This window comes from Pantoea sp. FN0307, assembly GCF_050113815.1.
GTDB lineage: Bacteria > Pseudomonadota > Gammaproteobacteria > Enterobacterales > Enterobacteriaceae > Mixta > Mixta alhagi.
Genome location: NZ_JBNJSO010000001.1, coordinates 1,333,548 through 1,358,113 on the forward strand (window position 1 = coordinate 1,333,548; position 24,566 = coordinate 1,358,113).

Annotated in this window: 23 protein-coding genes, 1 pseudogene and 1 other annotated feature; of the genes and pseudogenes, 11 read left to right on the forward strand and 13 right to left on the reverse strand. The window is 53.4% G+C overall.

The annotated features are described in order from the left end of the window. Positions 1-68: 68 nt before the first annotated feature. The 9 genes and pseudogenes from ihfA to ACQE3Z_RS06295 all read right to left on the reverse strand — a co-directional run bounded on the left by ihfA (position 69) and on the right by ACQE3Z_RS06295 (position 7,955). Positions 69-368: an integration host factor subunit alpha gene (gene ihfA / locus ACQE3Z_RS06255; protein ID WP_038626354.1), complete on the reverse strand. Its 300-nt coding sequence runs from the start codon at positions 366-368 to the stop codon at positions 69-71. 4 nt (positions 369-372) lie between these two features. Beyond that, on the reverse strand, positions 373-2,760 hold the full coding sequence (pheT, locus tag ACQE3Z_RS06260) for a phenylalanine--tRNA ligase subunit beta (protein WP_426972737.1): 2,388 nt from the start codon (positions 2,758-2,760) through the stop codon (positions 373-375). 14 nt (positions 2,761-2,774) lie between these two features. Continuing rightward, complete coding sequence (pheS, locus tag ACQE3Z_RS06265) at positions 2,775-3,758, reverse strand: phenylalanine--tRNA ligase subunit alpha (protein ID WP_085071847.1); 984 nt, start codon at positions 3,756-3,758, stop codon at positions 2,775-2,777. A gap of 72 nt (positions 3,759-3,830) precedes the next feature. Next, positions 3,831-3,955, reverse strand: a sequence feature (Phe leader region). Beyond that, a pseudogene (gene pheM, locus ACQE3Z_RS06270) lies at positions 3,905-3,946 on the reverse strand (pheST operon leader peptide PheM). Its footprint overlaps the feature before it by 42 nt. Positions 3,956-4,068: 113 nt before the next feature. Next, positions 4,069-4,425: a 50S ribosomal protein L20 gene (gene rplT, locus ACQE3Z_RS06275; RefSeq protein ID WP_010616241.1), complete on the reverse strand. Its 357-nt coding sequence runs from the start codon at positions 4,423-4,425 to the stop codon at positions 4,069-4,071. Positions 4,426-4,465: 40 nt separating this feature from the next. Continuing rightward, a complete protein-coding gene (gene rpmI / locus ACQE3Z_RS06280) occupies positions 4,466-4,663 on the reverse strand; it encodes a 50S ribosomal protein L35 (RefSeq protein WP_038626362.1) in 198 nt (65 codons plus the stop codon). Between the two features lie 96 nt (positions 4,664-4,759). Then, entirely contained in the window at positions 4,760-5,302 is a 543-nt protein-coding gene (infC, locus tag ACQE3Z_RS06285) for a translation initiation factor IF-3 (RefSeq protein ID WP_038626364.1), read from the reverse strand. Positions 5,303-5,305: 3 nt separating this feature from the next. Then, on the reverse strand, positions 5,306-7,234 hold the full coding sequence (gene thrS, locus ACQE3Z_RS06290) for a threonine--tRNA ligase (protein ID WP_426972739.1): 1,929 nt from the start codon (positions 7,232-7,234) through the stop codon (positions 5,306-5,308). A gap of 424 nt (positions 7,235-7,658) precedes the next feature. Further along, positions 7,659-7,955: a hypothetical protein gene (locus ACQE3Z_RS06295; protein WP_426972741.1), complete on the reverse strand. Its 297-nt coding sequence runs from the start codon at positions 7,953-7,955 to the stop codon at positions 7,659-7,661. A 220-nt stretch (positions 7,956-8,175) separates the two neighbouring features. Here ACQE3Z_RS06295 and fdhF point away from each other — a divergent pair, with 220 nt between their 5' ends. Together fdhF and ACQE3Z_RS06305 are read left to right on the forward strand one after the other, a co-directional pair. Further along, complete coding sequence (gene fdhF, locus ACQE3Z_RS06300; RefSeq protein WP_426972743.1) at positions 8,176-11,148, forward strand: formate dehydrogenase subunit alpha; 2,973 nt, start codon at positions 8,176-8,178, stop codon at positions 11,146-11,148. Further along, positions 11,148-11,636 (forward strand): DUF1641 domain-containing protein, encoded by a 489-nt coding sequence (locus ACQE3Z_RS06305; protein WP_426972744.1) that lies wholly within the window; start codon positions 11,148-11,150, stop codon positions 11,634-11,636. The genes fdhF and ACQE3Z_RS06305 overlap by 1 nt, the downstream gene beginning before the upstream one ends. Before the next feature lie 57 nt (positions 11,637-11,693). Here ACQE3Z_RS06305 and ACQE3Z_RS06310 read toward each other — a convergent pair whose 3' ends face one another. After that, positions 11,694-12,455 carry a DUF481 domain-containing protein gene (locus ACQE3Z_RS06310; protein ID WP_426972746.1) on the reverse strand — a complete coding sequence of 254 codons (762 nt, stop codon included), beginning with the start codon at positions 12,453-12,455 and terminating at the stop codon, positions 11,694-11,696. A gap of 269 nt (positions 12,456-12,724) precedes the next feature. After that, positions 12,725-13,819 (reverse strand): ABC transporter substrate-binding protein, encoded by a 1,095-nt coding sequence (locus ACQE3Z_RS06315; RefSeq protein ID WP_426973071.1) that lies wholly within the window; start codon positions 13,817-13,819, stop codon positions 12,725-12,727. Between the two features lie 202 nt (positions 13,820-14,021). On the opposite strand from ACQE3Z_RS06315, the gene ghoS reads away from it, so the two are divergent. Beyond that, positions 14,022-14,315: a type V toxin-antitoxin system endoribonuclease antitoxin GhoS gene (ghoS, locus tag ACQE3Z_RS06320; RefSeq protein WP_426972747.1), complete on the forward strand. Its 294-nt coding sequence runs from the start codon at positions 14,022-14,024 to the stop codon at positions 14,313-14,315. Positions 14,316-14,389: 74 nt separating this feature from the next. Further along, the gene (locus tag ACQE3Z_RS06325) at positions 14,390-15,274 is read left to right on the forward strand and encodes a fructosamine kinase family protein (RefSeq protein WP_426972749.1); all 885 of its coding nucleotides are present in this window, start codon (positions 14,390-14,392) and stop codon (positions 15,272-15,274) included. Positions 15,275-15,304: 30 nt separating this feature from the next. Here the strand turns inward: ACQE3Z_RS06325 and ACQE3Z_RS06330 are convergent, their stop codons facing one another. Next, a complete protein-coding gene (locus tag ACQE3Z_RS06330; RefSeq protein WP_426972751.1) occupies positions 15,305-15,841 on the reverse strand; it encodes a YniB family protein in 537 nt (178 codons plus the stop codon). A gap of 160 nt (positions 15,842-16,001) precedes the next feature. Here ACQE3Z_RS06330 and hxpB point away from each other — a divergent pair, with 160 nt between their 5' ends. The 7 genes from hxpB to ACQE3Z_RS06365 all read left to right on the forward strand — a co-directional run bounded on the left by hxpB (position 16,002) and on the right by ACQE3Z_RS06365 (position 23,845). Further along, positions 16,002-16,673: a hexitol phosphatase HxpB gene (gene hxpB, locus ACQE3Z_RS06335; protein WP_426972752.1), complete on the forward strand. Its 672-nt coding sequence runs from the start codon at positions 16,002-16,004 to the stop codon at positions 16,671-16,673. 251 nt (positions 16,674-16,924) lie between these two features. Next, on the forward strand, positions 16,925-17,761 hold the full coding sequence (gene kduI, locus ACQE3Z_RS06340; RefSeq protein WP_426972754.1) for a 5-dehydro-4-deoxy-D-glucuronate isomerase: 837 nt from the start codon (positions 16,925-16,927) through the stop codon (positions 17,759-17,761). A gap of 22 nt (positions 17,762-17,783) precedes the next feature. Further along, complete coding sequence (gene kduD / locus ACQE3Z_RS06345; RefSeq protein ID WP_426972755.1) at positions 17,784-18,545, forward strand: 2-dehydro-3-deoxy-D-gluconate 5-dehydrogenase KduD; 762 nt, start codon at positions 17,784-17,786, stop codon at positions 18,543-18,545. 124 nt (positions 18,546-18,669) lie between these two features. After that, positions 18,670-19,245 (forward strand): metal-dependent hydrolase, encoded by a 576-nt coding sequence (locus tag ACQE3Z_RS06350; protein ID WP_085071861.1) that lies wholly within the window; start codon positions 18,670-18,672, stop codon positions 19,243-19,245. 190 nt (positions 19,246-19,435) lie between these two features. Further along, positions 19,436-20,827 (forward strand): L-cystine transporter, encoded by a 1,392-nt coding sequence (locus tag ACQE3Z_RS06355; RefSeq protein WP_426972756.1) that lies wholly within the window; start codon positions 19,436-19,438, stop codon positions 20,825-20,827. A 229-nt stretch (positions 20,828-21,056) separates the two neighbouring features. Then, entirely contained in the window at positions 21,057-23,321 is a 2,265-nt protein-coding gene (katE, locus tag ACQE3Z_RS06360; protein ID WP_426972758.1) for a catalase HPII, read from the forward strand. A gap of 137 nt (positions 23,322-23,458) precedes the next feature. Further along, entirely contained in the window at positions 23,459-23,845 is a 387-nt protein-coding gene (locus ACQE3Z_RS06365) for a DUF6515 family protein (protein ID WP_426972759.1), read from the forward strand. 131 nt (positions 23,846-23,976) lie between these two features. On the opposite strand, the gene osmE is transcribed toward ACQE3Z_RS06365, so the two are convergent. Further along, a complete protein-coding gene (osmE, locus tag ACQE3Z_RS06370) occupies positions 23,977-24,312 on the reverse strand; it encodes an osmotically-inducible lipoprotein OsmE (protein ID WP_085071865.1) in 336 nt (111 codons plus the stop codon). Positions 24,313-24,566 lie beyond the last annotated feature (254 nt).

A 24,566-nucleotide genomic window follows, 5' to 3' on the forward strand; every position in this document is an offset into this window, starting at 1 on the left:
CTGATGAAGCAGCCGGTAAAACACCCATAAAAAAGGCCGCACGAGGCGGCCTTTATGGTGCTGACAGATCAGCTGTTTTTAGGGGAAGCGTTCTCGACGCGGCTTTTCAGCTTTTGTCCAGGACGAAATGTCACCACACGACGCGCGGTGATAGGGATATCTTCACCGGTTTTCGGGTTACGCCCCGGCCGTTGATTTTTATCGCGAAGATCAAAATTGCCAAATCCAGACAGTTTGACCTGCTCGCCGTTTTCCAAAGCTCTTCTTACCTCTTCAAAAAACAGTTCAACCAGCTCTTTGGCATCCCGTTTACTCAGCCCCAGCTTTTCAAACAGGTATTCCGACATATCAGCTTTTGTAAGCGCCATAGGTTCAATCCCTCAAGGTTGCCTGGAATCGCTCTTTTAATGCCGCAACGCAGTTGGCGACGGTTGCGGCAATCTCGTCTTCTTCGAGTGTCCGGCTGGTATCTTGCAAAATCAGGCTTATCGCAAGGCTCTTAAAACCTTCGTTTACACCCTTACCACGGTACACGTCAAACAAGTTTACGCCAACTATCTGATTTGCGCCAACTTTCTTACACTCCGCAATGATATCTGCTGCGGGAACCGTTTCAGCCACCACAACGGCGATATCGCGACGGTTTGCCGGAAAGCGCGAAATCTCGCGCGCATCAGGCAGGACGCGGTCTGCAACCTTATTCCAAAGCAGTTCAAACACTAAGGTGCGGCCATTGAGATCCAGCTTGCGTTCCAGCTCCGGATGCACCACACCGATAAATCCGATGCGTTCACCCTGTAAATAGATCGCTGCGCTTTGCCCCGGATGCAGGGCCGGATTAGCTTCGGCACGAAATTCAATGGCATCCAGTTTACCGGTCAGTTCCAGTACCGATTCCAAATCACCTTTTAAATCATAGAAGTCGACGGTCTGACGCGCCAGGTCCCAATGCTCTTCGTAGCGGTTACCGCTCAGTACGCCAGCCAGCATAACATCCTGGCGGATACCTAAATCTGCTTGAGTATCTGGCACAAAGCGTAATCCGCTTTCAAACAGGCGTACACGGCTCTGCTGGCGGTTCTGGTTATAGACCACGGCAGAGAGCAGACCGGTCCACAACGAGAGACGCATCGCAGACATATCACTGGAGATGGGGCTGGGCAGGAGCAGCGCTTCTTCGCCAGGGTGCAGCAGAGCCTGCACTTTGGGATCGACAAAGCTGTAGGTAATGGCTTCCTGGTAACCTTTATCCACCAGCAGATTTTTTACGCGCCTTAGCGACAGCGACGCTTCACGATGCTGCGTCATCACCAGCGAGGCTTTAACCGGCACGTCCGGGATGTTGTTATAGCCGTAAACGCGCGCGACTTCTTCAACCAGATCTTCTTCAATCGCCATATCAAAGCGCCAGCCCGGTGCTATCGCGCGCCATTCGCCTTCGCTTACGCTTACTTCACAGCCCAGACGCTGCAGAATATCGGTAACCTGCGCATCGGCAATAGGATGACCAATCAGTCGATCCAGCTTCTCACGACGCAGCGTGATGGTGGCGCGTACCGGCAGCTTATCCTGCGCGCTGGTATCCACAACCGGGCCCGCTTCACCGCCGCAAATATCCAGCAGCAGGCGCGTCGCGCGCTCCATTGCCTGTTGCTGCAGGGTCGGATCGACGCCGCGCTCATAGCGATGGGAGGCATCGGTATGCAAACCGTGGCGACGTGCGCGGCCGGCAATCGCCAGCGGCGCAAACCAGGCGCATTCCAGCAGCACGTTTGTGGTCTCTTCATTCACGCCTGAATGCTCGCCGCCAAAGATGCCACCCATTGCCAGCGGTTTATGATGGTCAGCAATCACCAGCGTGTCGCTGTTCAGCTTCACTTCATTGCCATCAAGCAGCGTCAGCGCTTCATCCTGCTGCGCCATGCGCACCACAATGCCGCCATCAATGCAATCCAGATCGAAGGCGTGCATCGGCTGACCCAGCTCCAGCAGCACATAGTTGGTCACGTCTACCACCGGATCGATAGAGCGGATGCCGCAGCGACGCAGCTTCTCTTTCATCCACAACGGCGTGGCCGCCTTCACATTGATATTTTTGACCACCCGGCTCAGATAGCGCGGACAGGCATCGGTGGCGTCTACGCGAATCGGCAGCGTATCGCTGATGGTCGCTGGCACCGCAACCATTTCCGGCGCGTTGAGCGGCAGGCTATTTAGCACCGCGACGTCACGTGCGATACCGATAATGCCAAAGCAGTCGGCACGGTTTGGCGTGATACTGATTTCGATGCTGTTATCGTTCAGCTGCAGATATTCACGGATATCGGTGCCAATCGGCGCGTCCGCAGGCAGTTCGATAATGCCGTTGTGATCATCGCTGATGCCCAGCTCAGAGAAAGAACAGAGCATGCCCTCCGACGGCTCACCGCGCAGTTTCGCCGCTTTGATTTTAAAATCGCCCGGCAGCACGGCCCCGACGGTGGCCACGGCCACTTTCAGCCCCTGACGGCAGTTTGGCGCACCGCAGACGATATCCAGCAGGCGATCGCCGCCGACGTTGACCTTGGTTACGCGCAGTTTATCGGCGTTCGGATGCTGACCGCATTCGACCACTTCGCCAACCACTACGCCATGGAAAGCGCCGGCGACCGGCTCAATGCCGTCAACTTCCAGACCAGCCATGGTGATTTGTTCCGCCAGGGCCGCACTGTCAAGAGCCGGATTTACCCATTCGCGTAACCAGAGTTCACTGAATTTCATTGGATAACCTGCCCTTATTTAAACTGTTTGAGGAAACGAAGATCGTTTTCGAAGAAAGCGCGCAGATCGGTCACGCCATAACGCAGCATGGTCAGACGTTCCATACCCATGCCGAAAGCGAAGCCAGAATAGACTTCCGGATCGATGCCGACATTGCGCAGCACGTTTGGATGCACCATGCCGCAGCCCAGCACTTCCAGCCATTTGCCGTTTTTACCCATGACATCCACTTCCGCAGATGGCTCGGTGAACGGGAAATAGGAAGGACGGAAGCGGATCTGCAAATCTTCTTCAAAGAAGTTACGCAAGAAATCGTGCAGCGTGCCCTTCAGATTGGTGAAGCTGATATCTTTATCGACAATCAGGCCTTCCATCTGATGGAACATCGGCGTATGCGTTTGGTCGTAGTCGTTACGGTAAACGCGGCCCGGCGCGATAATGCGAATCGGCGGCTGCTGGTTTTTCATGGTGCGGATCTGTACGCCAGAAGTCTGGGTACGCAGCAGGCGCGTGGCGTCAAACCAGAAGGTGTCATGATCGGCGCGGGCCGGGTGGTGACCCGGAATGTTCAGCGCATCGAAGTTATGATAATCATCTTCGATTTCCGGTCCGGTAACTACAGCAAAACCCAGCTCGCCAAAAAAGTCTTCAATGCGATTGATGGTACGGGTTACCGGATGCAGGCCACCGTTTTCTACCCGACGTCCGGGCAGGGAAACATCGATGGTTTCTGCAGCCAGACGCGCGTTTAGCGCGGCGGATTCCAGCGCGTCTTTACGCACGTTAAGCGCTTCCTGCACCTGCTGTTTGGCTTCGTTAATCACCGCGCCTGCCGCAGGACGCTCTTCGGCCGGCAGTTCGCGCAGGGTGGTCATCTGCAGGGTCAGATGCCCTTTTTTGCCCAGATATTCGACGCGGACGTTATCTAACGCCGCAACATCCTGCGCATGTTCAATGGCTGCCCTGGCGTTGGCAACCAGCTCTGCGAGATGGGACATTGTTTCCTCTTCTTCCAGCCTAAGGCCGGGCTGTTTCAGGTGGGGACCAGAAGTCCATATCAGTTCGCGGAAAATAAAAAAGCCTCCACGAGGGAGGCTTTCAGTGCGATTTTTCGTTTCTTTTTTCGCGCACAAGCCCCCAAAATTCAGGTGCTAAAGTAAAAAAAGAAACGAAAAATAGCGTGCATGCTTGGTTTACCTTGTCGCTTGCGTTAGACGGCTCTATTGAAATGCCAGCAGGCGGAAAAGTCAATCTTTTGCTACGGTTACATAAAATAAAAGAGGGAGCACGCTCCCTCTTCCATCTGACTTACGCCAGAGCTGATTTCGCTTTTTCAACCAGTGCAGTGAAAGCCACTTTGTCGAATACGGCGATGTCGGCCAGGATTTTACGGTCAATTTCAATGGACGCTTTTTTCAGGCCATTGATGAAACGGCTGTAAGAGATACCGTTCTGACGCGCTGCAGCGTTGATACGCGCAATCCACAGCTGACGGAACTGACGCTTACGCTGACGACGGTCGCGGTAAGCATACTGACCAGCTTTGATAACAGCCTGGAAGGCAACGCGGTAAACACGTGAACGTGCACCGTAGTAGCCTTTAGCTTGTTTTAAGATTTTTTTGTGACGTGCGCGAGCAATTACACCACGTTTTACACGAGCCATTTGAGCTCTCCTGTTCTATATTCTGATTGAAAAAATTAACTTATGCGTACGGCAGGCAGGCAATAACCAGACCCAGATCGCCTTTAGACACCATGGCTTTCGGGCGCAGGTGACGTTTACGCTTGGTTGATTTTTTGGTCAGGATATGACGCAGGTTCGCGTGCTTGTGCTTAAAGCCACCTTTACCGGTTTTTTTAAAGCGTTTAGCCGCGCCACGGACAGTTTTAATCTTAGGCATTTATAAAATATCCACTTCGCATTGTTAATAAAATGAACCAGACAGGCGAATAAAATCGCACAGCGCGAACGCTGCGCGACATTATTACTTGAAAGCCTACTGTTTCTTCTTGGGTGCGAGCACCATGATCATCTGGCGGCCTTCAATCTTCGAAGGGAAAGATTCAACTACTGCCAGTTCACTCAGATCTTCTTTCACGCGGTTAAGCACTTCCATACCGATCTGTTGGTGCGCCATCTCACGACCGCGAAAACGCAGGGTGATTTTGGCTTTATCGCCTTCTTCCAGAAAACGAATCAGGTTGCGTAGTTTGACCTGATAGTCGCCTTCATCGGTACCAGGGCGGAATTTAATTTCCTTCACCTGGATAACTTTCTGCTTCTTCTTCTGTTCCTTAGAAGACTTACTCTTTTCATAGAGGAACTTGCCGTAATCCATTATACGACAAACCGGCGGTTCGGCGTTAGGGCTGATTTCAACTAAATCAACACCTGCTTCTTCAGCTTTTTCAATAGCTTCGCGTAAACTAACAATACCAAGCTGCTCGCCTTCGACGCCAGTCAGACGCACCTCGGTAGCACGGATTTCACCGTTAATACGATTGGGACGCGTCGGTTGAACTCGTTTTCCGCCTTTAATACCTTATTCCTCCAATTGATGAAGATTGCGGCTGCGTATTTCTTGCTGCAGCTTCTCGATCAGCACATCCACGTCCATGGACCCAAGGTCTTTACCGCGGCGGGTACGTACAGCCACTTTACCGGCTTCTACCTCTTTATCACCGCAAACCAACATATAAGGGACGCGACGCAATGTGTGCTCGCGGATTTTAAAGCCAATCTTCTCGTTTCTCAAGTCTGCTTTTACACGAATGCCCGCATTCTGTAATTTTCGCGTTAATTCGTTGACATAATCAGACTGCCCGTCGGTGATATTCATCACCACCGCTTGTACCGGTGCCAGCCAGGTTGGATAAAAACCGGCGTATTCTTCAGTGAGAATACCGATAAAGCGTTCCATTGAACCCAGAATAGCACGGTGAATCATCACCGGCACCTGTCGTTCGTTATTTTCACCTACATAAGAGGCACTCAGACGGCTCGGCAATGAGAAATCGAGCTGTACGGTACCACACTGCCATGGACGATCCAGGCAGTCATGCAGGGTGAATTCAATTTTAGGACCGTAGAATGCGCCCTCGCCCGGCTGGTATTCGAACGGAATCGCGTTCTCTTCCAGCGCCGCAGCCAGATCCGTTTCAGCACGATCCCATAATTCATCGCTGCCGATGCGTTTTTCCGGACGGGTAGACAGCTTCACCACGATTTTTTCAAAACCGAAGGTGCTGTACATGTCGTACACCATCTTAATGCAGCTGTTAACCTCAGCACGCACCTGCTCTTCCGTACAGAAGATATGGGCGTCGTCCTGGGTAAAGCCGCGCACACGCATCAGACCATGCAACGCGCCGGAAGGCTCGTTACGGTGGCAGCTGCCGAACTCCGCCATACGTAATGGCAGGTCGCGGTATGATTTTAGACCCTGATTGAAAATCTGCACGTGGCCGGGACAATTCATCGGCTTAATGCAGTATTCACGGTTCTCAGAAGCGGTGGTAAACATCGCTTCTTTATAGTTTTCCCAGTGGCCGGTTTTTTCCCACAGGACGCGGTCCATCATGAACGGACCTTTAACTTCCTGGTACTGGTACTCTTTCAGCTTACTGCGAACAAAAGTTTCAAGCTCACGGAAAATAGTCCAGCCATCGTTGTGCCAGAATACCATACCCGGCGCTTCTTCCTGCATATGATAGAGATCAAGCTGCTTACCGATCTTACGATGGTCACGCTTGGCCGCCTCTTCCAGACGCTGCAGATAAGCGTTCAGCTGCTTTTTATCCGCCCATGCGGTGCCATAAATACGCTGCAGCATTTTATTGCTGCTGTCGCCACGCCAGTAAGCGCCCGCAATTTTCTGCAGTTTAAAGTGATGGCAGAAACGCATATTAGGCACGTGCGGCCCACGGCACATATCGACATATTCTTCATGGTGATACAGACCAGGACGATCGTCATGGCTGATATTCTCATCAAGAATGGTGGTTTTATAGTTTTCACCGCGTGCGGCAAAGACGTCACGCGCTTCCTGCCAGCTGACTTTTTTCTTAACGACGTCATAGTTCGTTTCGGCCAGCTCATGCATGCGCTTTTCCAGCCGATCGAGATCTTCCTGCGTCAGAGTATGATCGAGGTCGACATCGTAATAGAAACCGTTATCAATAACCGGACCGATAGCCATTTTCGCGTTGGGCCAGAGCTGTTTCATGGCGTGACCTAGCAGATGCGCGCAGGAGTGGCGGATAATCTCCAGACCTGCGTCATCTTTAGCGGTGATAATAGCAACGCTGGCATCTTCGGCGATTGGATCAACCGCATCCACCAGTTCGCCATTAACGCGACCGGCGATACAGGCTTTTGCCAGCCCTGGACCGATATCTTGCGCAATATCCATCACGCTAACAGGTCGGTCAAAGCTGCGCTGACTGCCGTCAGGAAGGGTAATTACAGGCATTTCATATCCTTAATTGCAGTGGTAACCCACACGAAAGATTACATGCAAACATTGGTTAGAAGTTAATTTTCAACGGATTACCGGCCAAAACTAACCCACAGTTGTTAATTTGGTACGCAGCCAGGGACAAGATGCAGAAGTGCCCGGCCGGGTAAGAGTTGAAGAGCGGACATCTTACACGCTAAAGGGATGATGTTAAACAGGTGTTTGCCGTGACCTACAAAAGAAAGCGGCCCGCATCAGCGGGCCGTTAGCACATTCAGGAAAAGGTTCTCCTTACTGTTTTTCTTCACTGCAGAGCCTGTCCCACAGCTCATTATGCGTATTGATCGCGCGTATCGTGCGAACGTCCATCACCTCGGCATCTTTGCCATGCGTATAGATAGGCTGAAATAACGTACAGGATGAATCGACGCTGGCGCGGTCAATCATCGACGTTGTACTTCGACCGGTGCAGCTTGTCACGAGCAGCAGCGTCACTGACAGTAGCGTTAGACGTTTCCACATGCTTAGCCACCTTAATATTATCCGCCTGTTTTTTTGCAATCGCCTCAGCCTGTTGGGTTTGCAGCTCTGCCGCTGCCACATCCCCGCGAGCCTTCTCTTGCGTCTTGCCAATTTTTTTTCCACCAAAGTAAGAGCCGGCAAGCCCGGCAATAAGCGCCAGCCCTCCCAGTATCCAACTCCAGCCCCCGGACAGTAATGACATAACTTCACTCATGATAAGGCCCTCCCGCTTTAGCCAGCCTTACTTTAAAGCGTAGGCAGCAACCGCAGGCGCGCCACTGTTTGAAATAATTTTTATCATTTGAAATCAGGTTTTTTATCACAGCCCTTTTGCCGGGAATAGCGTCAGGGTCTACCTTCAATGACATAACTTTACGAAAACAGGGAAAGCACACAGGAAGTGGTCATGATGCATTGCCTTATGAGAGCGCCTGATGAGCCAGAACACCTGCACCATTATTTACAACGGCGAATACCTGAGCGGTGAAGCTGACCAGCCTCTGATTGATTTTTTACAAGCCCAGGAAAAAATCTTGCCGCACGTCTGTTATCACCCTGCCCTGCCTCCGCTGCAATCGTGCGATGTCTGCTGGGTTGAATATCAGGGTGAGCTGGTGCGCGGCTGTACGTTGCGAACCTGGGATGGCATGGAGATTTCCAGCCATCAGCCTGAAGCGAAAGCCGCGCAGGAAGAAGGCATGGATCGACTGCTGGCGCGTCACGAACTCTACTGTACCCTGTGCGAACACAATACCGGCGACTGCACGCTGCATAATACCGTCGCCGATATGCGTATCCCTATTCAGTACTATCCCTATCAACGTAAACCTTATCTCAAAGATGAAAGTAACCCTTTCTACACCTATGATCCCGATCAGTGCATTCTGTGTGGGCGCTGTGTAGAGGCGTGTCAGAACGTTGAGGTCAATGAAACGCTCTCTATTGACTACGGTGCGGAACATCCGCGCGTATTGTGGGATGGCGGCACCGAAATTGCTGGATCCAGCTGCGTCAGCTGCGGCCACTGCGTTACCGTTTGTCCCTGTAACGCACTGCTGGAAAAAACCATGCAGCCTGACGCCGGGCCTTTTACCGCAATGCCGGAAGATCTCAAACGCCCCATGATTGAGTTAGTGAAGTCGCTGGAAAACACCATTGGCGCGCAGCCTGTTACCGGCGTTTCGCTGATAGATATGGCGATGCGGCAGAAAGAGATCAAAAAAACCAAAACCGTCTGCACCTATTGCGGCGTCGGCTGCAGCTTCGAAATGTGGACGCGCGATCGCCATATCCTGAAAGTTCAGCCGGTGGCGGATGCGCCGGTAAACGGCATTTCAACCTGCCTGAAAGGCAAATTTGGCTGGGATTTCGTGAACAGTCCGCAACGACTGACCACACCGCTGATCCGTGAAAACGGGCGCTTTCGTCCGGCCAGCTGGGATGAGGCGCTGGATCTCGTCGCACAACGGCTCAAAACCATCGCCACGCAGCACGGCGGCGACAGTATCGGGTTTATCGGTTCCAGCAAAGGCAGTAATGAAGAAGCTTACCTGACGCAGAAAATTGCCCGCCTGATTTTTGGCACCAACAATGTCGATAACTCTTCGCGTTACTGCCAGAACCCGGCGACCGAAGGACTGTTCCGCACCGTGGGTTATGGCGGCGACGCAGGCACGATAGAGGATCTGCAAAAAGCTGATTTAATCGTGATTGTCGGCAGCAACCTGGCGGAAAACCATCCGGTTATCGCCTCGCGCATCAAGGCCGCGCAAAAACATCACAGACAAAAACTGCTGGTGGTGGATCCGCGCAAACATGAAATGGCCGAGCGTGCCGATCTGTACCTGCGCATCAAACCCGGCAGCGACAGCCTGTGGGCCTCGGCCATGTCCCGTTATATGTTTGAACATAACTATGCTGATGCGGCGTTTCTTGCCGGAAAGGTCAACCAGCTGGAGGAGTACCGCGCCTCGCTGGCGCCTTTTACCCTGAACGAGGTCAGCGAGCAGACCGGCCTGAGCGTTGAAGAGATGATTAGCGCGGCGGAAATGATCGGCCAGGCGGAACGGGTCTCTATCCTGTGGGCCATGGGCATTACCCAGCACAGCCACGGCGCGGATACCAGCACCGCTCTCTCGAACCTGCTGCTGGTTACCGGCAATTATGGTCGGCCAGGCACCGGCGGCTATCCGATGCGCGGACATAATAATGTGCAGGGTGCCAGCGACTTCGGCTGTCTGAGCAATATTTATCCGGGCTACGAAAAGGTTACCGACCCTGCGGTGCGGGAGAAGTGGGCTCATGCCTGGGGCGTTACGCCAGAAACGCTCTCAGACCAGGCGGGAGCGGATAATTATTTAATGATCGAACACGCGCATCAGGGCGCGTTAAAAGCGATGTATATCATTGGTGAGGAAACCGCCTTTTCCGATGCAAACTCCACCAGGGTGCATGAGGCGTTCAGTAAGCTGGAGTTTATGGTGGTGCAGGATATCTTTATGAGCCGCACCGCGGCCTTTGCCGATGTGGTGCTGCCGGGCTGCCCCAGCGTAGAAAAAGAGGGAACCTATGTTAATACCGAGCGCCGCATCCAGCGTTTTTACGAGGTGATGCCGCCGCTGGGCGACAGCCTGCCCGACTGGCGTATTCTTACCGATCTCGCCGCCCGGCTGGGTTATCCCTGGAATTATACCCATCCGGGTGAGATCATGGCCGAAGCCGCACGCATCGCCGATATCTTCGCTGGGGTGGATTATCAGCAGCTCAGCGGCTGGCGGTCTCAGCTGTGGCCGGTGAAGCCGGACGGCAGCAGCACCCCGCTGCTCTATACCGACGGTTTTAAATTTCCCGACGGCAAAGCGGTACTCTATCCCATTCACTGGCAGCCGCCGCAGGAGGCGCCAGATGACGAATACGATCTCTGGTTAAACAATGGCCGGATGCTGGAGCATTTTCAGTCCACCAACCAGACCGGACGCGGCGACCGTATGTTTTCGCTTTCGCCAAACGGCTTTGTGGAGATCAGTCCACAGCTGGCCGAGGCGCGCCAACTCCAGCAGGGCGACTGGGTGAGCATCGCATCGCGCCGTAACGCAATTGAGGTGCCGGTGATTGTCAGCGATCGTGTCGCGGGCAACGTGCTGTTTATGCCGATCCACCATGGCAAGCCGGGCGTTAATGGTCTGACCGGCGACCACCACGATCCAGATGTAAACACTCCGGCCTATAAAGAGATTGCGGTAAAAATGGTTAAGCTGGCGCACCCACCGCTGGCCGAGCCGTTGCCGCATCAAAACTTCCGCTACGGCAGCCGCACGCCGCAAACCCGACTGCCGATCGAAATCAAATGGCAGCAAGAGGGTTATACCCTTCCCCCTGAACACACCCAACATCCGGAGAAATTTTAATGGCTGAACCGATAAATTATGATGTCCCGCCACCCAAAACCGAACCTGATGCACACGATGCGTTGCATGAGCTACTGCACAGCCTGCACCATCACGGTTTTTTGCGTCTGGCCAACGATATGGTTTCAGCCAACACGCAGATTGCCAAAGTTCTGGTAGAGGGATTAAACAAACCGGGCTCGCAGAATGCGATGCAAAACCTTTCAGTATTGCTGATGGCGCTGTCTGATATTCCGCCAGGGCAGTTTCATAAAACGGTTTACGCGGTGAAATCAGCCTTAAACGCAGTGAACCAGCACGCTGAAACCCAACAGCACCATGAGGTTGCACCCGGCGTCAGCGGCACCTGGAAGTTGCTGCACGATGAGAGCCTGTGGCATGCGGTGATGCCGCTGGTCGCCGGCTTAAAGGCGTTCGCTACCGCGATGGAGCAACCGGTACCGGACAAACCCATCAGCGCCTTTACCGGTAAAGACAGCCATGCCTGAGAATATTTAAGGGCTGCCTCTGGCAGCCCTTTGTTATCACACGCAGTAAAACCGGTTTTACATCGCGTAGGAGAGCAGAACCTGCGTTTTGGTATCGGTATGATCCGGCGCAGACTCTGGCGGATTGTTATTCCAGGTCACGTTATAGGTCACCTTCAGTGCAAAGTGCGCGTTAATTGCTACCTGCAGGCCGGTCTCAGAGTTAACCGTGGTGTTGTCATTAAAGCTGCTCAACACCGAGGCACCCTGAATAAACTTAGTGGTATCGGTCATCTGCCACTGATAGCTCATCGCACCGTAGCCCAGTCCCTGCGTTTCATGTCCGCCGTCATGGAAATCGTCATAGCGTACGCCCGGACCGAATTCCACACGCAGCGAATGCACCGGGCCGTTCAGGATTTGACGACCGTAACCGGCAGCCAGCACATCACGCGAATCATAGCCGTTAAAACGATCGCTAAGCCAGCTGGCCTGACCGAACAGATAGTCATGGTCGGTCATGTTATAACGTGTACGTCCACCTACCTGATAGGTTTCGGAAGAACGCTCATCGTTAGAAGACGTGTTGGCTGCGTTGCCCCACAGGCTGTACGCGGTATTCGGCTGATACCAAGTCATATTGGTCTGTGCGGTTAATGAAGAACTTTTGGTGTTTCCCGTCTGTGCTAAATAACCCGCCGCCGCATTGCCTTCAAAGGTTTTTTTAGCGGTAGAGGGGTCATCCATAACGGTAAATACGGTGTTATCAGCCATGGCCTGATGACAGAAAGCGCCCGCAGAAAGTAATAGCGCAGCAGAAAACTTATTAAGCAAATTCATTTATTGTGATCCGTACGACAGTTTAAAAAAGGGAGAGTCTGAAGGGTTTTACGCTGCAATCAACGTCACTTACCGTAAATATTGTAAACAGGCGTTAAACAGCGTGAATACCTAAGCATCCAAAGGAAAAGATGTCATGAATTGGAATTTTCTTATTAACGGCGCGCATTATAAAGGGTAATCAGGCGAAACGCAGCACGGCTGGAAAAATATTTATTTCCCTTTGTTATCAAAGAAAAGCACGCCGAAAAGCGTGCTTAAAACCGCAGTTACTTTTGTGGAGCCGCCGAGCCTAATACGCCCTGGCCTTCCGGGATGGTAGTAAAACGCGTGACGATTTCATGCCAGCTGTTGGCAGGATCAAGCTGAGCGAATGCCTGTGGATAAATAAATTTCGCCAGATATTCAATACCCACAATATTCCATGGGTGATTATAGAAATTATGATAAACGCCATAAAAATGCCCTTCTTTCACTGGCTGTAACTGTGCAAAGCCCGGGCGCTGTTTCATTTTATTAAATGCCACATCAACCTGCTGCTGCGTTACGCCATAGCCGAACGGCACGGCCGCATTATTTTTGCTTGCCCACTGTGAACCCGACACGATATAGGCGTCCGGTTTCATGGCGATCACCTTCTCCAGCGATACCTCGCCAGTTGCACCCGGCAGCAGCTCTGAGCCAATATTGGTCGCGCCGACCGCTTCCACCATAGAACCCCAGCCAACATGGCCGTGGGTAAAGCAGCACGATTCCAGCCCGGCCAGCCCGGCTTTGGCTTCAATAAAGACGCGCGGTTTCGGGGAAACCGTCCGCACCTTATCCTGAATTGCCTGGTAGTGCTGCTGATAAAAATCGGTGTACTGCTGCGCTTCCTGCTCGCGATTAAGCGCCTCACCCAACAGCGTTACGCTGGCTGGCGCATCCTTTACCGGGTTTTTAAAGGTATCGATAAACAGCACCGGAATATTCAACTGCTTAAGCTTTGCCAGCACGCCGGTCTGGGTTAACGACGGTTTTGAGCGCAGCTGTGCAATCATTAAATCTGGCCGCTGGGCGATAACGCTTTCAAGATTTACCTCACCCTTATCGCTGAAGCCCATATCGGTAATATGCTCAGCCTGCGGCCATTTGCCCAGCATCAGTTGCCAGGTTTGCCCGTCGCTTTTCTTTAACAGGTTATTCCAGGCCACGACGCGCTGAAAAGGATCCGCGCGATCGAGCAGCGCCAGCGCAAGAATATCGCGTCCGTCCTGAACCACGATTCGCTGCGGCTCCTTAGCCAGGGTGATTTTCTGCCCATCGAAATCAGTCAGGGTAACGGGATAAGTGGTTGCTACGGCCGATGCGGAAGCTGCCAGCATAACAACCGAGGCAGAAAATTTTATTGCGCGATGCACATCGTTCTCCTTGTCACAGACGGTGCCTGTTCAACTATTATTCAAAAGGTTAGCGCCATGATAATAATGATAATTAATCGCATTATCAAACCTGTTTTGTTACTGATTCGCCGCTTTGGCAGTGATGGTCTAAGCTGAAAATTCTTTCGGGAACAACGAGGTGAATATGAGCCCATCAAGTGTGACCCGGTATGTTGTTACCTTTCGTTACCAGGACAAGGGGCTGGCTGCCGGTCTTGAACTCAACAGCGCGATGACTAACAGCGGTTTTAGCGCTACTCTGCAGGATGATGAGGGCCATACGCACGAGCTGGGTACCAACAGTTACGGCATCGTCAGCGCTAAAAGCGCTGATGAGATCCGTCAGCAAGCCATCAGCCTCGGCGAAGTCGCGCTGGAGAGTGAGCCGGAGGTGGAGGTACAAACCTTTGTGGATTATATCCAGCAGAACCGCCCTTAACGCCTGAAGAGCGAGCCGCGCGTTGGCGCCGATTTTATGCTCTGTCATTACACAGCGAGAATGAGGATAACCCCATGTGGTCAGCCATAAGTCGTCTGTTGAATGAACAATTAGGACATGCGGAAATTACCCAGCGCACGGAGCTGCCTGCCGGTGAAGTTCATGCTGCCTGGCAAATTCGCTATGGCGAACATCAACTCTTTATGAAGTGCAATACGCAGGAGATGCTGAGCGCCTTTACCGCCGAAGCGGATCAGCTGGCGCTGCTGGCACGCAGCCAGACGGTACGCGTGCCGAAAGTGTATGGCATCGGTAGCGATCGCGATTACAGTTTTCTGCTTCTGGAATATATTGAGCCGCGTTCGCTGGATGAAGCCAGCGCCTTTCAGCTGGGGCAGCAGCTTGCCCGCCTGCATCAGTGGAGCGAACAGCCCCATTTCGGTCTTGATTTCGACAATAATATTACCACTACGCCTCAGCCCAATGTCTGGGTGCGTCGCTGGTCGCGCTTCTTTTCCGAGCAGCGGATAGGCTGGCAGCTCCAGCTGGCGGCGGAGAAAGGCATTTTGTACGGTAATACCGAGTTGATTATCGATTGCGTTCAGCGCGCACTGGCGACTCATCATCCTCAGCCCTCGCTGTTGCACGGCGATTTATGGCCCACTAACTGCGCGGGCAGCGAAAGCGGACCGTGGATCTACGATCCCGCCTGCTACTGGGGCGATCGTGAATGCGATCTGGCGATGCTTTCCCGCTATCCTGCTTTTCCGGAAAACATTCTGGCAGGTTATCAGTCGGAATGGCCGCTGCCGGAGGATTATCCACAGCGTCAGCCAGTTTATCAGCTTTATTACCTGCTCAACCGCGCCAATGTGTTTGGCGGTGCCTGGCTAAGTGAGGCGCAGCGCGCGGTGGGCCTGCTGCTGGAACGGGATGAGCAACAGAAAAATCGGGCCTGAAGCGATCATTGTTCAGGCCCGTTACGCTGTTCAGATAAAACCGGTTACTGACAGTACAAAGTAGCCTGCCAGGGCGATAACGATCGGCAACACATAGAGCGGGAAGATTTGCAGGAAAATAGTGTGCCGTGGCACCACGATTTTTTCCTCCAGCTGCTGTCGGCTGCGCCCTTCCTCACCTTTTACCTGTTCCAGGATCAGCATATCTTCGAGCCCTTCTTTTATATGGCGCGACTGACGCCACATACGTGCGCCCGATGCCTGCAGCGCCAGACCCACAAAAATCAGGATATAGATAAGCCAGAAACCGATATTGCCACCCGCATTAAAGTCGGGCACCGGCGAATTACGCCAGAAAAAACCAAGAAACGGCGTATTGAAACGGATCATATCGATCATCACGTGAATAAAATCGAGCAGCACTGCATCAATGCCGGGCCGCTTTTCGCTGTGCGTGAACATAAAATTCATTAGCGATACCAACGTGGAAACCAGCGCCGGTAGAAAAATAATCCAGCCAGCCACGCGTTTGATAATGGCAACACGGCCAGCCTGTTGATAAGTCATGGTTTCTCCTTGCACCTGTTGTCTGGCAGTAAGTCTACCCGCTGTCAGGGAAAAGCGCCTGGAAAAAAGCGCTGCTAACTATTTTATCCTGTGAGTCCCACCATGCCTGCTGGAAAGCTTCATGCTATGTTAAAGACAAAATGTGAAAATGGAGCCTTGTATGACCTACACCCGACCTGTACTGGCCGCGATATTTGATATGGACGGTTTGCTGATTGATTCTGAACCCTTATGGGATCAGGCGGAAATGGATGTATTCGCCACGCTGGATGTTGATCTGTCGCGCCGTAGCGAACTGCCGGATACGCTGGGCCTGCGTATCGATCAGGTGGTGCGCATGTGGTTCGAAACGCTGCCGTGGAATGGACCCAGCCAGCAGGAGGTTACCGACCGCATCATTACCCGCGCCATCAATCTGGTGGAAGAGAAGAAACCGCTGTTGCCGGGCGTGGAGCAGGCGCTGCAGCTCTGCCGGTCTGAGGGTTTAAAAATCGGTCTGGCTTCCGCCTCACCGCTGCATATGCTGGAAAAAGTACTGGCACTGTTTAATCTGCGCGACTATTTCGAGGTGCTGGTCTCCGCCGAGGCGCTACCCTACAGCAAACCGCATCCGCAGGTCTATCTGGATGCCGCGGCACGTCTCGGCGTGGATCCGTTAAACTGCGTCACGCTGGAAGATTCCTTTAACGGCATGATTGCCACTAAAGCGGCGCGTATGCGCTCGGTCGTGGTTCCCGCAGCTGAATATCGCAGCGATGGGCGTTGGGCGCTGGCGGACGTTAAGCTGGATTCGCTGTTACAGCTCACTGCCCAGCAGTTAAAGGGCTACTGACTTTTACCCTGCCTGCGCTTTGCAGGCAGGCTATTTCCTTTGCGCCCTGTCACTTTGACTCTGCTGCTGGTCTCCGATCGCTGCCACGCCCTGCTTTAGCCCCACTGTTTTTTCCGCAAATATGATCCGACGTGCAAAATAAATAAAACACCATTTCATTTTTATTGAATTCGCATGCCGACCTGCCTATGATTCTGTTAACGACAAGCGTATTCCTGATTTATAGGTTCTAACCTCAGAGAGGCATCGACATGCAAGTTCGTCAAAGCATCCATAGCGACCATGCCCGTCAGCTTGATACGGCTGGCTTACGCCGCGAATTTCTTATTGAGAACATATTCACGGCTGACAACTACACCATGACCTACAGCCATATCGACCGCATTATCGTCGGCGGCGTAATGCCGGTGCGTGAAAGCGTCACTATCGGCAGCGAAGTGGGTAAGCAACTGGGTGTGAGTTATTTTCTGGAACGCCGCGAACTGGGCGTGATCAATATTGGCGGGCCGGGCCTGATTGAAGTTGATGGCAAAGCCTGGGAAATTGGTAACCAGCAGGCGCTCTATGTGGGCATGGGCGCGCAGTCGGTGGTGTTTAAAAGCGTAGATGCCAGCCAGCCCGCTAAATTTTATTACAACAGCGCCCCGGCCCATACGCGTTACCCGGATAAAAAAATCACCCTGGAAGAGGCCTCGACTGCCACGCTGGGCGATCCCGCCACCAGCAACCGCCGCACCATTAATAAATTTATCGTGCCGGATGTGTTACCAACCTGCCAGCTCACCATGGGCCTGACCAAACTCGAAGAAGGCAGCCTGTGGAACACCATGCCCTGCCATACCCACGAACGCCGTATGGAAGTTTACTTTTACTTCGATATGGATGAGGAAACCGCCGTGTTTCATATGATGGGTCAGCCGCAGGAAACGCGTCATCTGCTGGTGCATAACGAGCAGGCGGTAATTTCGCCGAGCTGGTCGATTCATGCCGGCGTCGGCACCAAACGCTATACCTTTATCTGGGGCATGGTGGGTGAAAATCAGGTCTTTGACGATATGGATCACGTCAAAGTCAGTGAACTGCGTTAACGACGATTACAGGAAGCAAAAAATGATACTGAATGCATTTAACCTCGAAGGAAAAGTGGCGCTGATTACCGGCTGTAATACGGGTCTGGGTCAGGGAATGGCTGTAGGGCTGGCGCAGGCGGGCTGTGATATCGTCGGCGTTAACCACTCTGGCGCGGATGACACGCCCGCGCTGGTGGAAGCTACCGGCCGCCGCTTTATCAACATCAATGCCAATTTGATGGACAGCAGCTGCATCCCGCAAGTGGTGCAACAGGCGGTTGCCGCCTTTGGTCGTATCGATATTTTAGTTAACAACGCCGGTATTATTCGCCGCCAGGACGCGATTGAATTCAGCGAGCAGAACTGGGATGACGTGATGAATATCAACAGCAAAACGGTATTCTTCCTCTCGCAGGCGGTGGCGCGTCAGTTTATCAGTCAGGGCAACGGCGGCAAAATCATCAATATCGCCTCCATGCTCTCTTTCCAGGGCGGAATTCGGGTGCCATCTTATACCGCGTCTAAAAGCGCGGTAATGGGCCTGACGCGGTTGATGGCCAATGAGTGGGCGGCGCATAACATTAATGTTAACGCCATCGCACCGGGCTATATGGCAACCAACAACACCGAGCAGCTACGTAACGATGAAGGTCGCAGTCAGGAAATTCTTGGCCGTATTCCGGCCGGACGCTGGGGTAAACCGGACGATATGATGGGGCCGGTCGTATTCCTGGCTTCATCCGCTTCTGATTATGTTAACGGCTATACGCTGGCGGTTGACGGCGGCTGGCTGGCACGCTAATGGTTACCGGACAGGGCCTGGCTCTGTCCGGTATTCACTTTTGGTTACAGCGTCACAACTTCCATTCTACTGTATAAATCCCCTATACTGGATACATTGACAGTTATGTATCCAGGTTATCTCCATGACGGCCGAAGGCCACGTTATTTTCGCCATTGCCAGCGCTATTTTTGCCAAGCGCGCTGAGCTTACGCCAGAGCTGGCTAACGGCGACTGGTGGCATATTATTCCGGCGGTTCTGCTGACCTGCCTGCTGCCTGATATCGATCATCCCCGCTCAACCCTTGGGCAGCGTTTTCGCTGGATTTCCCAGCCCATTGCGCGGGCGTTCGGGCATCGGGGCTTTACCCATAGTTTACTGGCGGTGCTGGGCGGCATCGTGCTGCTACAGTTTAATCTGCCGCACGGTTCGCCGTTGCCGGGCGATGCCATGCACGGCATGGTATTAGGCTATCTCAGTCATATTGCGGCTGATATGCTCACGCCCGCTGGCGTGCCGCTGTTGTGGCCATGCCGCTGGCGCTTTCGACTGCCGCTATTAAACACAAAATCAGGCAACCAGCTGGAACGTCTGTTCTGCCTGGCGCTGGTTGCCGGGGCGTTATGGTTTCCGCCTGGCATGCCCCAGTTCGGTGCGGACGGCTGGCCTGCCCGCGTAATGAATAATGTACAGACGGGCATCGATCGTCTGTTGAACTAAGCGCCTGCTGCATTTGCATACAAAATCAGACAAAAAGTTATAACCCATTCCATTCGGATCTAATGGCGTCAGGTGCTGACCTGATACCATTTCGCCCATTGCGCAACACACTGCGCCGATAAAAACACTTCTTCCGACCCCACAGGCTGCGTTTTAACGCGGCGGTGGGGTAATCTCATGGAGAAAAAAAATGAATGTTCCGCTTATTTTGAATATTTTGACGTTTATCGTCCTGCTGGTGGTGTTATCCCGGCTTGGCCGCCAGGGCTGGAGCCTGTCGAAAAAAGTATTGGTGGGTCTGGTCATTGGCGTGCTGTTTGGCCTGGCGCTGCATCTGATCTACGGAGACAACGCAGCGGTACTGAAAGAGTCGATTAGCTGGTTTAACGTGGTAGGCAACGGTTACGTTCAGCTGCTGCAGATGATCGTGATGCCGCTGGTATTTGTCTCTATTCTCAGCGCCGTGGCGCGTTTGCATAACGCCTCCGCATTGGGAAAAATCAGCGCGCTGACCATTGGCGTCCTGCTGTTTACCACCGCTATCGCGGCGCTGGTCGGGGTATTTGTCACTACCCTGTTTGGTCTGACCGCCGAAGGTCTGGTGCAGGGCGTGCAGGAAACGGCTCGTCTGTCGGCCATTCAGTCTAACTATGCGGGTAAAGTTGCCGATCTCAGCGCGCCGCAAATGCTGCTCTCTTTTATCCCGAAAAATCCCTTTGCCGATCTGGCCGGTGCTAACCCCACCTCCATTATCAGCGTGGTGATTTTTGCCGCTTTCCTTGGCGTTGCCGCCTTGCAGTTGTTAAAGGATGACCGGGAAAAAGGTGAGCGCGTCCTGAAAGCGATTGAGGTTTTACAGCTGTGGGTAATGAAGCTGGTTCGCCTGATTATGAAGCTGACGCCATATGGCGTGCTGGCGCTGATGACCAAGGTGGTGGCCAGCTCTAACCTGCAGGATATCATCAAGCTCGGCGGCTTTGTGGTGGCCTCATATCTGGGCCTGGCGATTATGTTTGGCGTACATGCCCTGCTGCTGTCGGTTAACGGCATTAATCCGCTGCGCTTTTTCCGTAAGGTCTGGCCAGTGATCACCTTTGCCTTTACCAGCCGCTCCAGCGCCGCTTCTATTCCGCTTAACGTGGAAGCACAGACCCAGCGTCTCGGCGTGCCGGAATCTATCGCCAGCTTCTCCGCCTCATTCGGTGCCACTATCGGACAGAACGGCTGTGCCGGTCTTTATCCTACTATGCTGGCAGTAATGGTTGCGCCGACCATGGGCATCAACCCGCTGGATCCGGTATGGATCGCCACGCTGGTTGGTATCGTGACGCTGAGCTCAGCCGGTGTGGCGGGCGTCGGCGGCGGTGCGACCTTTGCCGCGCTGCTGGTACTGCCGGCGATGGGGCTTCCGGTTACTCTGGCTGCCCTGCTTATCTCTATTGAGCCGCTGATCGATATGGGCCGCACCGCACTGAACGTTAATGGTTCAATGACGGCCGGTTCCCTCACCAGCCGCTGGCTGCGCCAGACAGACAAGGCGCTGCTTAATAGCGAGGATCATAGCGAACTGGCACATCGCTAACGCCGCTGTGCCCTGACAGTGAACCTGAGCCTGCTGCGTTCAGGTCGGACAAACCTCTTAAGGGCCGGATTTTCCGGCCCTTATTTTTTTCTCTGTGGCTCGCCTGAAGACATTTTCTTTTCAACCGCCTTAATGCGCTATAACACAAAATCCCGGAAATTCCAGGCGTACCTAATGTGCTGTTCTATAGTTAATGGAGCCTTAAACGACATCAACAGGAGCAATGCTAATGTCGAAAGAAACCGATAATAAGGAGCTGAGCCACAGCGCACCGGCTACAGGCCCCGAATCCGCCAGGCCAGGTCTGGATTCTTTAGCCCCAGCGGATGGATCGCATCAACCCTCTTCCGAACCGACGCCGCCAGGCAAACAGCCTACGGCGCCGGGAAGCCTCAAGTCGCCCACCACGCGTAACGCCAAACTCGATCAGCTGGACGCGCACCGCAAAGGCGGTGAGAACTTTCCGCTGACCACCAATCAGGGGACGCGCATCGCCAACGATCAAAACTCACTGAAGGCGGGAACGCGCGGACCGACGCTGCTGGAAGATTTCATCATGCGTGAAAAAATCACGCATTTTGACCATGAACGTATTCCTGAGCGTATCGTGCATGCGCGCGGTTCAGCGGCGCACGGCTATTTCCAGCCCTATCGCTCCATGAGCGACATCACCAAAGCGGATTTCCTGCGCGATCCCAGTCAGGTCACCCCGGTCTTTGTCCGTTTCTCCACGGTTCAGGGCAGCGCCGGTTCCGCCGATACCGTGCGGGATATTCGCGGCTTCGCCACCAAATTTTATACGCAGGAAGGCGTGTTTGACCTGGTGGGCAATAATACGCCGGTGTTCTTTATTCAGGATGCGCATAAATTTCCTGACTTTGTCCATGCGGTGAAACCCGAACCGCATAATGAAATCCCGCAGGGACAAAGCGCGCACGATACCTTCTGGGATTACGTTTCGCTGCAGCCGGAAACGCTGCATAACGTGATGTGGGCAATGTCCGATCGCGGTATTCCGCGCAGCTATCGCACCATGGAAGGGTTTGGCATTCATACTTTCCGTATGATTAACGCAGAAGGTAAAGCAACCTTTGTCCGTTTCCACTGGAAGCCGGTGGCAGGCAAAGCGTCGCTGCTGTGGGACGAAGCGCAAAAGCTGACCGGCCGCGACCCTGATTTCCATCGCCGCGATCTGTGGGAAGCGATTGAGGCAGGCGATTATCCGGAATATGAACTCGGCGTGCAGCTGATCCCGGAAGCGGACGAATTTAAGTTTGATTTTGATCTGCTGGATGCCACCAAGCTGATCCCTGAAGAGCTGGTACCGGTAGAGCTGATCGGTAAAATGGTGCTGAACCGCAACCCGGATAATTTCTTTGCCGAAACCGAGCAGGTTGCCTTCCATCCGGGCCATATTGTGCCGGGACTCGACTTTACTAACGATCCGCTGCTGCAGGGTCGCCTCTTTTCCTATACCGATACGCAAATCAGTCGCCTTGGCGGTCCGAATTTCCATGAAATTCCTATTAACCGCCCGGTCTGCCCTTACCATAACTTCCAGCGCCAGGGCATGCATCGCATGGATATTGATACTAATCCTGCGAACTATGAACCGAACTCTATCAACGATAACTGGCCGCGCGAAACGCCGCCGCAGCCGCGCCGTGGCGGTTTTGAAAGTTATCAGGAGCGCATCGAAGGCCACAAGGTACGTGAGCGCAGCCCATCGTTCGGCGAATACTATTCCCAGCCGCGTCTGTTCTGGCTAAGCCAGACGCCAATTGAGCAGCAGCATATTATTGAAGCCTTCTCTTTCGAGCTGGGTAAAGTCGCGCGTGCCTATATTCGCGAGCGCGTCGTGGATCATCTGCTGCATATTGATGTGTCGCTGGCGCACGGCGTGGCGCAGAATCTGGGCATTGCACTGTCGGATGAAAAACTGCATACCGCGCCGCCTAAAGATGTTAACGGCCTGAAAAAGGATGCCAGCCTGAGCCTGTATGCCATCTCGAACGGCAATATCAAAGGCCGTCAGGTTGCTCTGCTGGTGAGCGACGGCGTGAAAGCGGCCGACGTGCTGGCGATTTTGCAGGAGTTGAAAGCGCACGGCGTGCACGCCAGGCTACTGGCCTCGCATATGGGACAGGTGCGTGCCGATGATGGCTCCAGCCTGCCGATTGACGGCACCTTCAGCGGCCTGCCTTCGGTTACGGTGGATGCGGTGATTGTGCCGGACGGTAATATTGATGCGCTGCTGCTGAGCGGCGATGCGCGCTATTATCTGCTGGAGGCTTATAAACATCTGAAGGTTATCGGCCTGAGCGGCGATGCTCGCCGTTTCAAAGCGCAGTTTGGCCTGGGCGACGATGAGCCTGAAGAAGGACTGGTTGAGGATGTGAAAGCCGAAGGAGTACTGATGAGCGAGTTTATCGCTTCTCTCGGCGCGCACCGTATCTGGTCTCGCAGCCAGAAAGCGCTAAGCGTACCAGCCTGATGCCGTTGGCGGGCTATTTAGCCCGCCACGTTAAGGAAGCGTTAAGCATAGTAACCATGCGCTAAATCCCCCCTTTCCCGCTTGTTTATTCCCACGTTTAGATCGATTCTGCTGTGAGTTAATGCAGGAGAATTATCATGAAAAAGGTTATCGCATCGCTACTTGCCCTGACGCTAACCACACCGGTTATTGCCCTGGCCCATCCAGGCGAACCGGACCCGGGCTGGCACCATGGCGGCGGCGGTCCCGGCTGGGGACGTCCGGCCCCCTTTAGCTTCCTGCCAGAGGCGGCAACCGCCGTGTTGATTGGCGGCCTCACTTACTACTTACTCAACGGCACCTATTACCAACGCCAGGGAGAAAACTGCGTGGTAGTAAAACCGCCTGCAGAACGCGTTACGCTCGACAACAGCATGCATGCGCTTGACTACAACGGGCGACGCTATTATGTGCAGGATGGGCACTACTATGAACGCAATATTGACGGGGAATATCTTGAGGTACCGCGTCCGCCGGGGCTATAGACCGGGATAATATAGGACGCAGGAAAGTCTGTTGTGCAGCGGCCCTGTCTGATGGAACAACCATCAAGATAAACAGAAAGCAGAAACAGCAGGGGCGGCCTTAGGCCGCCCCTGCTAATTTCGTTCAGACCTTACTGATTGGCCTGCGGATCGGTATCGTACTCTTTACAGCTCTGGAAGCCGTAGTTCATCACGCGACCTGTGTCGTTATAGCTGACAAAATAGGTCTGCGGTTTGCCGTCACGCTCGCCCAGTACATAAGTCTGACAGGTACCGCGCGCGTGTACCATGGTGATTTCAGTAGACGCCGGGCCAGCTACCTGACGAACCTGTTCACGCGTCATGCCTTTTTTCACATCCTTCACGACGGGCTGAGTAACGAAACTTTCAGCACGATCGTAAGCGGTACAGCCAGATAACACCGCTAAAGCCACTGCAGCACCAATAAATCCTGTGAGTTTTTTCATCTTTATGTTCCTCATTCATTGTCCATGTGAAGTAATCCTGGAACACAACTACTGATTTATCAAATTTATGCCGCAGATTTGTTGGTTTTCAGCCGACTCCGATTTAGCGTTGCGCAAGGGTCATTGCCCGGCGAAATCATTGCCCGGCGAAACCGTGGGGAAACCAGGCGTAAAACCGTATAATCGCGCCGCCTGCCCCCGCAGCGATAGTGCAGTCCGCAGAGGTCTGCGCAATAAATGCACAACATGCCACA